This window comes from Denitraticella aggregata (assembly GCF_048158365.1).
Classification (GTDB): domain Bacteria; phylum Pseudomonadota; class Gammaproteobacteria; order Burkholderiales; family Rhodocyclaceae; genus Azoarcus_F.
Genome location: NZ_JBLLNL010000002.1, coordinates 160,185 through 174,716 on the forward strand (window position 1 = coordinate 160,185; position 14,532 = coordinate 174,716).

Consider the following 14,532-nt stretch of genomic DNA (forward strand, 5'->3'; position numbering starts at 1 on the left):
TCTCGTTATCCAGTCAGAATGGTCCGGGATCCCAGGTGGCGGACCATTGTCCGGGCCCATCGCCCTGCCGGGTCAGCGTGTCGAGCCAGTCACGGAAGACCTGGCGCTCGACCTCGGCTGCCCCCAGCGACAGCAGATGTGCGGTCGTCATCTGGCAATCTATTACAGCGAAATTTCTCGCGTCAAGGCGTCGTGCGAGATGGACGAGGCAGGCCTTGGATGCGTCCGATACCCGGCTGAACATCGATTCGCCGAAAAACGCGCGTCCGAGTGCGATGCCGTAGAGTCCTCCGGCGAGGGCGCCGTCAGCCCAGGCTTCGACACTGTGGGCGTAGCCGAGTTCGTGCATGCACATGTAGGCCCGCTGCATGTCGGGCGTGATCCAGGTGCCGCCGAATTCGTCGCGGGGCTGCGCACAGGCTTCGATGACGTCGGCGAAGGCGGTGTCGAATCGAATCTCGAAGCGGGGCTTGCGCAGTGTCCTTCGCAGCGAACGGCTGATCCTGATTCGCGACGGGATGAGCACCAGGCGCGGGTCGGGGCTCCACCACAGCAGGGGCTCGCCCTCCGCATACCAGGGGAAGATGCCCTGACGGTAGGCGGCGATCAACCAGTCCGGCTCGAGCCGCCCGCCAGCGGCGAGCAATCCGTCAGGCTCGACCAGTGCGGATTGCACTGGCGGAAACACCGGCGCATCAGACAGCCACGGTATCATCAGGTGGTGACGCGGACGAGGCTGTTGCGGGCTTGGGCATGCGCGGCCTGATCGGAGTTTTCGTGAAAGGTGATCACATGGTCGACAGCCAGTCGAATGCCGATCATTTCGCCGATCGAATGATTGTGGTGGCTAGGTACCAGCGAAAGCACGCGCGCGCCGCTACTCAGCTCGAGGGTGTAGAGGATGTCCGCACCGCGAAAGGCCTTCTTCGCCACCCTGGCCTTCATGCCGCTGACATCGTCGTGAATGATGTCGTCAGGACGCAGCAGCACCTCCACCGGGCAGTGGCGGTCGCAACCGGCGCAGCCGACGCTGCACTCGACCGGGATCATGCTGTTGAGCGTGCCGAGTTCCATGCGCACCTGATGATCGTTCAGCACTTCGGCGGGTAGCAGCACCCCCTGGCCGATGAAGTCGGCGACGAAACGGTTCGCCGGCCGGTGATAGAGGTTGTAGGGCGAATCCCATTGCTGGATCCGGCCCTCGTGCATGATGCCGATCTCGTCGGCGACTGCGAAGGCCTCGTTCTGATCATGGGTCACCAGGACCGCGGTCGTTCCGGTCGCCTTTAGAATGTCCCGGACCTCATGCGACAGGCGTTCGCGCAGTTCCACATCGAGGTTGGAGAAAGGCTCGTCCAGCAGCAGCAGGCTGGGAGCGGGTGCGAGCGCGCGCGCGAGTGCGACCCGCTGCTGTTGTCCGCCAGACATCTCGTGTGGATACTTGTTCCCCTGGCCCGCCAGACCCACGATCCCGAGTAACTCGGCGACACGCCCTGACCGGACCGACGCATGCTGGCGTCTAAGTCCGAAGCCGATGTTCTCGGCGATGGAAAGATGCGGAAACAGCGCGTAATCCTGGAACACCATGCCGATCCGTCTCTGTTCCGGGGGAAGGTGCCTGGACGGTGAACTCACGAGAGCGCCGTCCAGGCGAATCTCGCCCGACCCGACCCGTTCGAAGCCCGCGATGCAGCGCAGCACCGTGGTCTTGCCGCAGCCCGATGGACCGAGCAGACAGCCGATTCGCCCTTTCTCCAGCTTCATGGAGAGTTTCCGGACGATGGGGTGCTCGCCGAAGGCGAGGTCAATGTCGACGAGTTCGAGATGGGACATGTCGTCTATGATCCGTCCTGGTTGAGCGCGACGCCTGGATCGCTTCGCCGTATCCTAAATGCGATCAATTATAATTCCGTAACGCCGGCCATGTGGATGGTTCGCATGGCAAAGAATGTGGAGTGTCGATGAGACGGGTTTCAGGGATGCGAAGTTTCCTGCAGGGATGGTCGGGACTGACGCTGTTCGGCGTCGTGATCGCAGCCTTGATCGCGGTACCGGTCCTGTCGGTCTTCTCGAACGTGGTCGTCGGCGGGACCTCGGATACCTGGTCGCACATGGCGCAGACGGTGCTGCCGGAGTTCATCCGCAACACGATCGTGATGTGCATCGGCGTGGGGCTGGGTGTGTCCAGCATCGGCATCACCGCAGCCTGGTTGACCACGATGCTCGATTTTCCGGGCCGTCGTTTTTTCGAGTGGGCGCTGGTGCTGCCGCTCGCTGTGCCGGCCTACGTGATGGCCTACGTGTACACGGATTTTCTACAGTTCGTCGGACCGGTGCAGGTCGGCCTGCGCGAGGCTTTCGGCTGGCGGGCCGGAGATTACTGGTTCCCGGACGTTCGCTCGGTCGGCGGTGCGATCGCGATGTTCATGTTCGTGCTTTATCCGTATGTCTACCTGCTCGCGCGCACCGCTTTCCTCGAGCGCGCGTCGGGCATGCTCGAAGCAGGGCGCTCGCTCGGCCTCGGACCGTGGCGGTGTTTCTTCCAGGTGTCGCTCCCGCTCGCGCGCCCGGCGCTGGTCGCCGGTACCGCACTGGCCTTGATGGAGACTCTGGCCGACTACGGTACGGTGGCGTACTTCGGCGTTCAGACCTTCACCACCGGAATTTATCGTGCCTGGTTCTCGCTCGGGGATCGTGCCGCAGCTGCGCAGCTTGCGGCCGTGCTGCTGGGCTTCGTCGTGCTGGTGCTGGTGCTCGAACATGCCAGTCGCGGGCGGGCACGGTTCAACAACACGTCACGCCAGCCAGGCGCGCCTGCGCGCATCCGTCTCGACGGCGCGCGTGCCTGGGTCGCGACCTTTGCGTGCTTCATGCCGCTCTTGTTCGGTTTCCTGCTTCCGGGCGGTTTGTTGCTCGACATGGCTTTCGCGGCAGGCGACGCGCAGTTCGGTCCGCGATTCGTGACGCTGGCGCGCAACAGCTTCGTGCTCGCGTCGGTCACGGCCGTGCTCGGGGTCGCGATCGCAGTGCTGCTGGCCTATGCCGCCCGGCTCGCACGCTCGACGGTGCCGTCCGCGGCGAACCGGATCGTCGGTCTCGGCTATGCGGTGCCGGGGTCGGTGATCGCGGTCGGCGTGCTGATTCCGGTGACCCGTCTCGACAACTTCATCGCGTCGGGATGGGAGAGTGTGTTCGGTATCAACCCGGGGCTGGTGCTGACTGGCGGTATCGCGGCCCTCGTCTACGCGTATCTGACCCGCTTTCTGGCGATCGCATTGCACACGGTCGATTCGAGTCTGGGCAAGATCACGCCCAGCATGGACGATGCGTCGCGCAGCCTTGGATATGGCAAGTTCGCGACGCTGCGGCGGGTCCATGTGCCGATCCTGCGTGGGAGCCTGTTGACCGCGGGCCTGCTGGTGTTCGTCGATGTGATGAAGGAACTGCCTGCGACGCTGGTGATGCGGCCGTTCAACTTCGACACGCTCGCCACCCAGGCCCATACGCTGGCGGCCGACGAACGCCTCGCCGAAGCCTCGACGGCGGCCCTGACGATCGTGGCAGTCGGACTGATCCCGATGTTCCTGATCTCGCGTCAGATAGTGAAGAATCGGCGCCGCAGCATGGTCGCCATGGCCGTGCCCGTGGCAGCCAGCGCGAACCCGACCGCGGGAAACTGACGGGCAACAGAAGACCGCCCGAAGGCGGTCTCCAAAAAAATCCTCGCGCGGGAGAACCGGTCAGCGGAAACCGGCCCGGTCGAAGATGCGCTGCGCTTCGGCGATGCCAGCCGACAGTGTGCCGAGCGGGGTGGTGTCGCTCTTGAATTCGCCCATTTTGGCCAGCGCGGGATTGTCGGTTCTGACGCCCGGTACCACGGGCCATTCATTGTTGCCGTCGGCGAAGTAGATCTGTGCCTGATCCGAGGTGAGATACTCGATAAACTTCACAGCCGCTTCCTTGTTCGGCGCGTTCTTGAGTATGCCTGCGCCGGACACATTCACATGCGTCCCCCAACTGAGCTGGTTGGGCCAGACGAAGCGCACGTTCGCGACGACCGCCTGGTCTTCCGGCTTGTCCGAGCGCATCAGGCGCGCAAAATAATAGCTGTTCGTAATGGTCACGCCACATTCGCCGGCGGCGACCGAGCGAAGCTGGTCGGTGTCTCCGCCGCGCGGCGGGCGCGCGAAGTTGTCGACGAGATGCCTGGCCCAGGCTTCGGTCGCCTCGGCCCCGATATGACTGAGAAGGGCGGCTCCAAGCGACAGGTTGTACGGATGGCTGCCGGAACGGGAGCAGATCTTGCCCTTGAGTGCCGGATCGGCGAGCGATTCGTAGGTCGTCACCTGTTCGGCCTGGACCAATTCCGGGTTGAAGACGATGACGCGCGCGCGCTGTGAAAACGCGAGCCAGGTGTCGGTGCGCAGATGCTCGGGAATGCGCGATGCGACGAGCTCTGACTCGACCGGCGCGAAGAGGCCGAGTTCCTGGGCGGCTGTCAGGCGTGCGGCATCGACCGTGATGAGCACGTCGGCGGGGCTGTTCGCCCCCTCGTTGCGCAGCCGCTCGAGCAGTTCGTCGTCGCGCGCTTCGATGCGGTTGACCTGGATGCCGGTCAGTCGGGTGAATTCTCTGTACAAGGCCTCATCCGTCTGGTAATGGCGGGCCGAGTAGACGTTCAGCTCCTGCGCGAGTGCCGGGGAGGTCAGCGAGGTCATGCCGAGGGCAGCGACGAGGGACAACAGGACAGCCTTGTTCTTCATGATGCAGACACCTTCAGTGGTTGGTTTCCAGGTTATGCAAATAATAACGAGAGTGATTCCTAATTGCAAAAACTTCTCGTTTTAGTGATCTGCAATGCGAAGAAATCTTGTTGATGAGGGATCCATGCATGCACTGATCGTCAGTGCCGACCGTCTCGGCAACAGTCCGTAGGTGCTTGATCGGTTTGGCATTCGCGTCGCGGCGCACGTCAGTGGGCGCAAAATCATCCATCAGCGGCGCAGTGCGCCGCTTCGGGTCGGAATCGAGAGCGCGATTCTGGTCAGCCTTCGGATTCGAGCAGGCGCCGGCCACCGTTGAAGCGGGCGAGCCAGTAGCGACCGTTGATGCTTTCGACCCGCACCTTGCCGCCGCTCGACGGTGCATGCAGGAACTGACCGTCTCCGATGTACAGGCCCACGTGAGAGTAGGCGCGTCTGGATGTGTTGAAGAACACCAGATCGCCCGGCTGCAGGTCGGCCTTGCCGACCTTGGTGCCCAGTCTGGCCATGTCGCTCGCCCGTCTGGGGAGGTCCAGGCCGACCGCCTTGCTGAACACGTTCTGCACCAGACCACTGCAGTCCAGGCCGGTTTCCGGCGAAGTGCCGCCATACTTGTAGCGGATGCCCAGGTATTCCATTCCATGGTCGATCAGACCCTGGGCGCGGTTCTCCGACGCGGGCGCTTCATCGACAGAGTTCAAGGATGAATCGATCGCACCCTGTTCGCCTGCGAATGCGCCGACCGAAACGGTGAGTGCGAGCGGCATCAGCGCGATCAGGATCGTCTTGCGAATCAACATCGAGAGCCTCGCTCCTTCAAGATCGGCCGCCGTCAGCGTCCGCTCAGTTGTCGTCGTGTGCGTTCGAGTTCGGCCAGGCTGCGCGCAGAGTTCAATCCCCGCTTCAGTGCGCGGGCCTGGGTGGCCATCATCAGCTGAGCGATCGCGTAGGCATCGCCGAGCGCATGGTGCCGCTGGAAAGTCTCGATATCGAACTGCCGCATCCACTCGGACAGGCGTGTCGGCCCATGGATGCGCGCCTCGAACAGGGCTGGTAACAGCCAATACAGGTCCAGCCAGACCCAGTCGGGCGTCACACCCACGTGACGGTCGAACGCACGGTCCAGCATGACTCGGTTGAGCCCAGCGTTGTATACCACAACCGGACCCGATCCAGAGAAGGTCAGCAGGTTCGTCAGCACGCTGCCCGGGTCGGGTTCGAGCGCCGAATAGTAGCTGTCCGACGCGGTCAGCGTGCCCGAGTCGAGTGCGATGGCGGCGACCGATAGCAGGGCGCTTCTGTCAGGGTCGAGTCCGGACGCCTCGGTGTTCAGGACCACGTAACGGGTCTCGAAGTGCGAGCGTGTGAGGTCGGCTTCAGGCAACGTGTGCCAGTGTGCGAGTGCCTCGCGGGACGCGGCATCGAGCGAGGTGGTGTCGGCGCGGTTCGGCAGCAGGCGGCTCAACCAGTTCATCGCCGCTCCCTTGCACCGTGATTCCGGGCGTCTGCAATCATGGGGCCACCGTAGCAGGCGCGCGAACCGCTTCGACACTCATAGCTGATAGTCCAGCTTGAGGCGCAATTGAAGTTTGCGCGCCTGCCGGAACGCTTCCTTCAGGATGCGTCGATCCAGTTCGTTGAGCTCGTCAGGACGAATCCGGTTGTCGCCGTCTGCATCATGCTCGGTCTCGAGGTGCTGCGAGCGCAGACGCAGCAACTGGATGAAGTGGAAGCCATCCACGATCGCCGACAATTCGTCGGTCTGCACGCCCATTCTCGCGCCGGCCTGGCGCAGGCGCTGGGCGGTGCTGCTGGACCCGACTTCGGCGCGCAACGCCAGTATGCGAGCAACATCGACGAACAGGCGGGCGCCGGACTTCTTGAGGTCGATCGTGCCGTCGTCTTCCAGCACGAAGTCCCGGATACGTCCAAGGGGCGGATGCACCTCCAATGCGTTGGCCGCCATCATGCGCAGGAAGGTCGAATTGCGCTTGGCGGTCTTGTTGAGCCAGCCCCGTAACTTGTCGCCCAGTTGTTCGTTGCCGATCAACACCCGGTAGTCGAAGAAGATCGATGCGTTGAGCAGCGCCTGCGGTTCCGGTTCTCGAATCCAGCTGTCGAAGCGTGCCTGCCACTCGTCCAGGGTCAGGCACAGTTCCGGGTTGCTGGCCATGATGTTGCCCTTGCACAGTGGAAATCCGCAGGCGGCAAGGCTTTCGTTCACGCTGCGCGCGAACCCGATCAATCTCTGGCGCAAGGGCTCGCGTGCGGCACGATCGGCGCACACGAAAATCAGGCCGTTGTCCTGATCGGTGGACAGGGTCTGCTCATGGCGTCCTTCGGAACCGAAAGCGAGCCACGCGTAATCGACGCCCTCGATCTCGTGACGCTCCAGCTCCAGGCGGATGATGCGGCGCGTCAGGGCGTCGTTCAGCGCCGAGATGAACAGCGTGAGTTGTTCCGCACCGATGCCTTGCGCGATCAGGTTCAGCGCGAGCTGGCGGATGTCGCGACTGGCGCTCTGCAAGGTCTCGGTATCGCTTGCGCTGTCGATGCTGGCGCGGATCTGGCGCAGGCTGATTCGCTGCAGCGAGAACAGGTCGCGCTCGGACACGACGCCCAGCATACGCCCCTTGTCATCCAGCACCATCAGGTGACGGACGCCATGGGTCGCCATTTCGAGTGCTGCGTCGTAGGCCGATGCGCTCTGCGGCAACGCGCGTGGGTCGGGCGTCATCACGTCGCTGACCGGGCGTGACAGGTCGAGGCCGGGCAGCACGATACGGGGCAGCAGGTCGCTTTGCGTCAGGATGCCGACCGGTCTTTGCTCGGCATCGGTGATCACCATGCAGCCAATCTTGAATTCCGCCATCGTCTCGAGTGCTGCGCGCGTCGAGGTTTCAGGTGCGACGAAGACGGCCTCGTGCTTGAGCAACTGCCCGATCGGGGTCGTCATGGTCTGCTGCTCGGCGGCGCGCTGCGAGAACGTCGTCTGCAGTTGCTGGCGCGACTGATTGAGCAGGCTGGCGATGTAGCGGGTGCAGAACAGATGAAAGACCGGGCTCATCTGGATCAGCGTCAGGAAATCCTCGGCCGCGAGCTGGTAGACGAAACTGTCTTCCACCGCGACATACGCGTTGGTCGATGGACGTTGCGCCGAGATGGCACCGATCGGAAAACATTCACCCGGCCCGAGCGCCATCATCGCGTACTCGGTGACCGCCGCGGCGCCGGACTGCCGGGCCTGGATCTTGCCCCGCTGAATGATATAGAAGAACTGAGGCTGGCCCATTGCCGGGGTCAGGATCTCGGCGCCCTTCATGTGATAGGCAAGTCGGATGCGATCCGCGAGAAAGCTCAGTGCATCGGCTTCCATTCCGTTAAACGGCGAGAATCTCTTCAGAAATTCCGAGCTGGCTCCGACGAGCATCTCGGGGGCGGTGGGTGACGTCACTTTCGGCGATCCTTTGCGAGACTCCGAATTATATCGCATGCTGCCAGGATCGGTCGGTCTGCTCTGCGGCTGTCATTGCGTGCGAACGCGTTTTGGGAGCGGGTTCGGCGTCGCGGCGCAGACTGCGTGCGACGCCGATCGTCAAGGGCTCCGGTTCAGAGTACCTCGGCTGCGTGGTCCGCCAGCCTGGACCGTTCGCCGCGCTGCAGCGTGATATGCCCGGAATGCGCCCATCCCTTGAAGCGGTCGACGACGAAGGTCAGGCCGGAACTGCCCTCGGTGAGATAGGGCGTGTCGATCTGTGCGATGTTGCCCAGGCACACTACCTTGGTGCCGGGGCCGGCGCGCGTGATCAGCGTCTTCATCTGCTTGGGCGTGAGGTTCTGGGCCTCGTCGATGATCAGGAACTTGTTGATGAAGGTGCGCCCGCGCATGAAGTTGAGGCTCTTGATCTTGATCCGCGATCGGATCAGGTCGCGGGTGGCCGCACGGCCCCATTCGCCGCCTTCTCCGGCCGTGCCGTTGAGTACGTCGAGGTTGTCCTCCAGCGCCCCCATCCATGGCGCCATCTTCTCTTCTTCCGTACCGGGCAGGAAGCCGATGTCCTCGCCGACCGGCACGGTCACCCGCGTCATGATCACTTCCGAGTAGCGCTTTGTCTCCAGCACCTGCGTCAGCGCTGCGGCGAGCGTGAGCAGCGTCTTGCCGGTGCCTGCCTGGCCGAGCAGCGTGACGAAGTCGATGTCGGTGTTCATCAGCAGGTTCATTGCGAAGTTCTGCTCGCGGTTGCGGGTCGTAATGCCCCACACCGCGTTCTTCGCATGGCTGTAGTCGGTGAGCGTCTCGAGCAGGACGGTGTTGCCCTGCCTGTTCCGGACCCAGGCCTGAAGCGGGTTCGGCCCGTCCTGATAAAGGAACTCGTTGATCAGCAGCTCGGCGCTGATCGCGCCCTTCAGACGGTAATAGGTGCGGCTTTCCTCCTTCCAGGACTCCATTTCCTTGCCATGAGTCTCCCAGAACTCGGCACTGAGCTCGCGCGATCCGGTGTAGAGCAGGTCGCTGTCCTCGAGGACCTTGTCGTTGAAGTAGTCCTGCGCCTCCAGTCCCAGCGCGCGGGCCTTGATGCGCATGTTGATGTCCTTGGACACCAGGATGACCGGGCGCTTCGCATGTTGCTCGGCCAGATGCATGACGACCGCCAGGATCTGGTTGTCGCCCTTGACCGTGGGCAATGCGTCCGGAAGCTCTAAGCGAATCGCCTCCGCCTGCAGGAAAAGCTTGCCGGTCGCGAGCCCGTGCGACGGGCCTTCCAGCGGTATGCCTTGCTTCATGTCGGTGACGTCGGACGACACGATCTCGTCCATCATGCGGCTCGCCTGACGCGCGTTGCGTGCGACTTCGGACATGCCCTTCTTGTTCGAGTCGAGTTCCTCGAGCGTCATGATCGGCACGAACAGATCATGCTCCTCGAAGCGGAACAGGCTCGTCGGATCGTGCATCAACACGTTGGTGTCGAGCACGAAAAGCTTGTTGCGGGGGGCACGCGCGCTGCGTTTTGTCATCGAACGATCTCTCCTGAAGGCGCTGAAATCAGAGGCTGCGGACGAACGCGAGGACCTCCTCGACATGTCCTGGCACCTTGACCCCGCGCCATTCGTGTGCGATCCGCCCCTGATCGTCGATGACGAAGGTGCTGCGCTCGATCCCGCGGACCTGTTTGCCATACATGTTCTTCATCTTGATGACATCGAAGGCCTGGCACGCGATTTCGTCCGCGTCCGAGATCAGTTCGAACGGTGCCTCCAGCTTCGCCTTGAAGTTCTCGTGCGACTTTAGGCTGTCGCGGGAGATGCCGAAGACGGCGCAGCCTGCGGACACGAAATCGGCGTGATGGTCGCGAAAGGCGGCAGTCTCGTTCGTGCAGCCCGGCGTGTTGTCCTTGGGATAGAAATACAGCACCACCTTGCGCCCCTTGAGCGCGGACAGGGTGATGGTCTGGCCACCGGTGGCGGGCAGCGAGAATTCGGGCGCGGCGGTCTGAGCACTCATGGTGTTTTCCTTTTGTTGTCGGGACGATGCAGCGTAGCGGAGATTCGTGTCGTTTGACAATCGTGGCCAGGTCATCGGCCCGCGGCCTTGGGGGCCGGCCGTGCATGAGCGCCTTACTGCAATGCACAAGCGGATCGGCTATCATCGCCGTTCGCATCGAACCGCAACCGGAATTGCCCCGTGGATTATCTTCAGACCGTCCTGCTCGCGCTGGTGCAGGGCGTCACCGAGTTTCTGCCGATTTCGAGTTCAGCCCATCTGATCCTGGTTCCGGTGCTCACCGGCTGGCCTGATCAGGGTCTTGCCTTCGATGTCGCGGTGCATGCCGGATCCCTGGGCGCGGTCATCATCTATTTCCGGCACGAACTGTTGCGCATGAGCGTGGCCGGACTGGGCTCGTTCGCGGGACGCTGGAACGCCGATGCGAGACTGGCCTGGGCGGTCGTGATCGGCACCGTCCCAGTGGTGGTGGCCGGCCTGTTGGGCAAGTCCTTCATCGAAGACATGCTGCGCGGTCCGCTGGTGATCGCGACCACGGCGGTCGTGTTCGGACTGGTGTTGTGGTGGGCCGATGTGACCGGGAAGCGGGCGCGCAGCGAAGACAGCATCGGCTGGCGCGACGCAGTCCTGGTCGGCCTCGCCCAGGCTGTCGCGCTGATTCCCGGCACGTCGCGCTCGGGCATCACGATCACCGCGGGCCTGATGCTGGGGCTGACCCGCGAAGCGGCCGCGCGCTTCTCCTTTCTGCTGTCGATCCCGACGCTGATTGCATCCAATGTGCTGATCGGGCGTGATCTGATCAGTACCTCCGAGTCGGTGGACTGGGGCATCCTGGCGGTGGGGGTGGTGGTCGCCGGCCTGAGTGCCTACGCATGCATCGAGCTGTTCATCCGCCTGCTGTCGCGCACCGGCATGCTGCCCTACGTGATCTATCGGGTCGTGCTGGGTTTGCTGCTGTTCTGGCTGTTCTGGTGAGCGTCGCCACGCCGCATGAGTGGTCGGTCCGCACCAGGGGCCGCGCGGATGGCCATCTGCCGGTCGCGAAATTCGGCCGAATCGCTCACTCGGGGTCGAACATGACCGCCGCAACGACCGCGCGGCCTTCGCCGGCAAGGATGTTGTAGGTCCGGCAGGCGGCCGCCATGTCCATGATCTCGAATCCGATGCCGGCCTCGATCAAGGGGCGCAGCAGCACATGCTGGGGAAATCGCAGCTGACTGCCGGTACCGATGATGACTACCTCGGGTTCGAGTTCGAGCAGCATGCCGAAGTCTTCGCTGCTGAGGCCATCGAAGCCGTTGGGCGCCCAGTTCGGTAACACCTGTGACGCGCTGATCACCAGGTTGCCGTCGTGGCGGATCTTGTTTATCAGCACATGGCCCGCGCCATAGCCGGTGACCAGATTCAGGTTGGGATTGCGTTCCAGATTGAGTTTCATGCGCTTGCGTCCACTGGGCGGCCAAGGGGCAAAATTGCCGCGCGCTCGTCGGTTGGATAAGATTATAGTCTTTCGCATCGGTTGTTCAGGCACTGGTCGTGCATGCAGCGGATGTATTTCGACGAGGATGACGCCATGGGCGTGACCAACAAGCTGCAACTCGCGCCGGTGTCGGTGATCGAGCCGCCTGCACAGCCGACCGATGAGCTTGCATTGCGCACGGTGCGCAAGTCCGCCAAGCTCGCCGACGTCTGCTACGACATCCGGGGTCCGGTGCTCGCCCGCGCCAAGCAGATGGAGGACGAGGGGCATCGCATCATCAAGCTCAATATCGGCAACCTCGCGCCGTTCGGGTTCGAGGCGCCGGAAGAGATCGTGGTCGATGTGATCCACAATCTGCGCGACGCGTCCGGCTATTCCGACTCCAAGGGCATGTTCGCCGCGCGCAAGGCGGTCATGCATTACACTCAGCAGAAGAAGATCGCCGCGGTCGGCATCGAGGACATCTACCTCGGCAACGGCGCGTCCGAGTTGATCGTGATGGCGATGCAGGCACTGCTGAACAACGGCGACGAGGTGCTGGTGCCTGCGCCCGACTACCCGCTGTGGACCGCAGCGGTCAGCCTGGCCGGGGGCAGACCGCGTCATTACATCTGCGACGAGCAGGCCGGCTGGCTGCCCGATCTCGACGACATCCGTCGCAAGATCACGGCGGACACCCGCGCGATCGTGATCATCAATCCGAACAACCCGACCGGCGCGCTCTATCCGGAGTCCTTCCTGCGCGAGATCATCGAGATCGCACGACAGAATCAGCTCATCGTCTTCGCCGACGAGATCTACGACAAGATGCTGTACGACGGTGCGACGCACACGTCGATCGCATCGCTCGCGGACGATGTGCTGTTCGTGACGATGAACGGCCTGTCCAAGAATTATCGCACCTGCGGGTATCGCGCCGGCTGGATGGTGGTGTCGGGCGAGAAGCGACATGCGCGCGACTACATCGAGGGGCTCAACATGCTCGCCTCGATGCGTCTGTGCTCCAACGTGCCTGGCCAGTGGGCGATCCAGACTGCACTGGGGGGCTACCAGAGCATAGACGAACTGATTGCGCCCGATGGCCGGCTCTCGCGTCAGCGCGACCTCGCGTGGCAACTGATCAGCGACATTCCCGGGGTCAGTTGCGTGAAACCGCAGGCCGCGCTGTATCTGTTCCCGAAGCTGGATCCGAAGATGTATCCGATCGTCGACGACCAGCAGTTCGTGCTCGAGTTGCTCGAGTCCGAGCGGGTCCTGCTGGTGCAGGGCAGCGGCTTCAACTGGATGCAGCCGGATCACTTCCGCCTGGTGTTCCTGCCGCACGAGGACGATCTGCGTGATTCGATCGGACGTATCTCGCGCTTCCTCGAACACTATCGCAAGCGGCTCGGCAGCTGAATATCGCGCGTCCAGGCACCGATGGCCCGCTCGTTCTTGTCGCTCAACTCATTTCTCAACCTAAAGTGCATCTCATGAAACCGATCAATGTGGGACTTCTGGGCATCGGTACCGTCGGTGGCGGTACCTTCAACGTACTCAAGCGCAACCAGGAGGAGATCACGCGCCGTGCCGGACGCCCGATCCGGATCGTGACCGTGGCCGACAAGAACGTCGCACTGGCACGTGCGGTTGCGGGTGATGACGCACGGATCACCGATGACGCGTTCTCGGTGGTCACCGATCCCGACATCGACATCGTGGTCGAATTGATCGGGGGCTATGGTGTGGCGCGCGAACTGGTCCTGAAGGCGATCGACAACGGCAAGCATGTGGTCACTGCCAACAAGGCGCTGCTCGCGATGCACGGCAACGAGATCTTCGAGGCGGCCCAGAAGCGCGGCGTGATGGTCGCGTTCGAGGCCGCGGTCGCCGGCGGGATTCCGATCATCAAGGCGCTGCGCGAGGGCCTGACCGCTAACCGCATCGAATGGCTGGCCGGCATCATCAACGGCACGACGAACTTCATCCTGTCCGAGATGCGCGAGAAGGGGCTGCCTTTCGCCGATGTGCTGAGCGAGGCGCAGGCGCTCGGTTATGCCGAGGCCGATCCGACTTTCGATATCGAGGGCGTGGACGCGGCCCACAAGGTCACGATCATGAGCGCGATCGCATTCGGCGTGCCGATGCAGTTCGGCGCAGCCCATGTCGAGGGCATCACCAAGCTCGACGCGGTCGACATCGCATATGCCGGCCAGCTTGGCTACCGGATCAAGCTTCTCGGCATTGCGAAGATGCGCGACGAGGGCATCGAGCTGCGGGTGCATCCGACGCTGGTGCCGGAGAAGCGCCTGATCGCGAATGTCGAGGGCGCGATGAATGCGGTGCTGGTACAGGGTGATGCGGTGGGTTCGACGCTTTACTACGGCAAGGGGGCAGGGGCCGAACCGACCGCCAGCGCGGTGATCGCCGACCTGGTCGACGTCACGCGACTGCACACGGCCGACCCGGAACATCGCGTGCCGCACCTCGCCTTCCAGGCGGACCAGGTGCGCGACCTGATGGTGCTGCCGATCGAGGACGTGGTGACTTCGTACTATCTGCGCATGCGGGTGGACGACAAGCCGGGCGTACTCGCCGATATCACGCGCATATTGGCCGACAGCGAGATTTCGATCGAAGCGCTGATCCAGAAGGAGGCGGAGCAGGGCGAGTCGCAGACCGACATCATCATGCTGACCCACCGCACCGTGGAGCGCAACGCGAACCTCGCGATCCGGCAGATCGAGGCCTTGCCGGTCGTCAATGGCTCGGTGACCCGCATCCGCATGGAAGCCCTGCAGTAATAA

General features: G+C 63.1%; 13 protein-coding genes. 4 read left to right on the forward strand and 9 right to left on the reverse strand.

Annotated elements, in window-relative coordinates; genetic code table 11:
• Positions 1–13 precede the first annotated feature (13 nt).
• On the reverse strand, positions 14–715 hold the full coding sequence (gene aat / locus ACKVEX_RS04140) for a leucyl/phenylalanyl-tRNA--protein transferase (protein ID WP_473214428.1): 702 nt from the start codon (positions 713–715) through the stop codon (positions 14–16).
• Entirely contained in the window at positions 715–1,833 is a 1,119-nt protein-coding gene (locus ACKVEX_RS04145; protein ID WP_473214429.1) for an ABC transporter ATP-binding protein, read from the reverse strand. Before ACKVEX_RS04145 ends, aat begins: the two co-directional genes overlap by 1 nt.
• 146 nt (positions 1,834–1,979) lie before the next feature.
• Here ACKVEX_RS04145 and ACKVEX_RS04150 point away from each other — a divergent pair, with 146 nt between their 5' ends.
• Entirely contained in the window at positions 1,980–3,680 is a 1,701-nt protein-coding gene (locus ACKVEX_RS04150) for an ABC transporter permease (protein ID WP_473214572.1), read from the forward strand.
• 60 nt (positions 3,681–3,740) lie between these two features.
• On the opposite strand, the gene ACKVEX_RS04155 is transcribed toward ACKVEX_RS04150, so the two are convergent.
• The 6 genes from ACKVEX_RS04155 to ACKVEX_RS04180 all read right to left on the reverse strand — a co-directional run bounded on the left by ACKVEX_RS04155 (position 3,741) and on the right by ACKVEX_RS04180 (position 10,266).
• A complete protein-coding gene (locus ACKVEX_RS04155) occupies positions 3,741–4,763 on the reverse strand; it encodes an extracellular solute-binding protein (RefSeq protein WP_473214573.1) in 1,023 nt (340 codons plus the stop codon).
• A gap of 281 nt (positions 4,764–5,044) precedes the next feature.
• Positions 5,045–5,563, reverse strand: a complete 519-nt coding sequence (locus ACKVEX_RS04160) for a C40 family peptidase (RefSeq protein ID WP_473214430.1) — start codon at positions 5,561–5,563, stop codon at positions 5,045–5,047.
• Between the two features lie 32 nt (positions 5,564–5,595).
• On the reverse strand, positions 5,596–6,237 hold the full coding sequence (locus ACKVEX_RS04165) for a 3'-5' exonuclease (protein WP_473214431.1): 642 nt from the start codon (positions 6,235–6,237) through the stop codon (positions 5,596–5,598).
• A 78-nt stretch (positions 6,238–6,315) separates the two neighbouring features.
• On the reverse strand, positions 6,316–8,256 hold the full coding sequence (locus tag ACKVEX_RS04170) for a DUF294 nucleotidyltransferase-like domain-containing protein (protein WP_473214432.1): 1,941 nt from the start codon (positions 8,254–8,256) through the stop codon (positions 6,316–6,318).
• A 116-nt stretch (positions 8,257–8,372) separates the two neighbouring features.
• Complete coding sequence (locus tag ACKVEX_RS04175) at positions 8,373–9,779, reverse strand: PhoH family protein (RefSeq protein ID WP_473214433.1); 1,407 nt, start codon at positions 9,777–9,779, stop codon at positions 8,373–8,375.
• A 28-nt stretch (positions 9,780–9,807) separates the two neighbouring features.
• On the reverse strand, positions 9,808–10,266 hold the full coding sequence (locus ACKVEX_RS04180; protein ID WP_473214434.1) for a peroxiredoxin: 459 nt from the start codon (positions 10,264–10,266) through the stop codon (positions 9,808–9,810).
• Between the two features lie 180 nt (positions 10,267–10,446).
• Here ACKVEX_RS04180 and ACKVEX_RS04185 point away from each other — a divergent pair, with 180 nt between their 5' ends.
• Entirely contained in the window at positions 10,447–11,241 is a 795-nt protein-coding gene (locus tag ACKVEX_RS04185) for an undecaprenyl-diphosphate phosphatase (protein ID WP_473214435.1), read from the forward strand.
• An 85-nt stretch (positions 11,242–11,326) separates the two neighbouring features.
• Here ACKVEX_RS04185 and ACKVEX_RS04190 read toward each other — a convergent pair whose 3' ends face one another.
• Entirely contained in the window at positions 11,327–11,704 is a 378-nt protein-coding gene (locus ACKVEX_RS04190; protein ID WP_473214436.1) for an Mth938-like domain-containing protein, read from the reverse strand.
• A gap of 135 nt (positions 11,705–11,839) precedes the next feature.
• On the opposite strand from ACKVEX_RS04190, the gene ACKVEX_RS04195 reads away from it, so the two are divergent.
• Together ACKVEX_RS04195 and ACKVEX_RS04200 are read left to right on the forward strand one after the other, a co-directional pair.
• Entirely contained in the window at positions 11,840–13,144 is a 1,305-nt protein-coding gene (locus ACKVEX_RS04195; RefSeq protein WP_473214574.1) for a pyridoxal phosphate-dependent aminotransferase, read from the forward strand.
• Positions 13,145–13,218: 74 nt separating this feature from the next.
• Positions 13,219–14,529: a homoserine dehydrogenase gene (locus tag ACKVEX_RS04200; RefSeq protein ID WP_473214437.1), complete on the forward strand. Its 1,311-nt coding sequence runs from the start codon at positions 13,219–13,221 to the stop codon at positions 14,527–14,529.
• Positions 14,530–14,532: the final 3 nt, after the last annotated feature.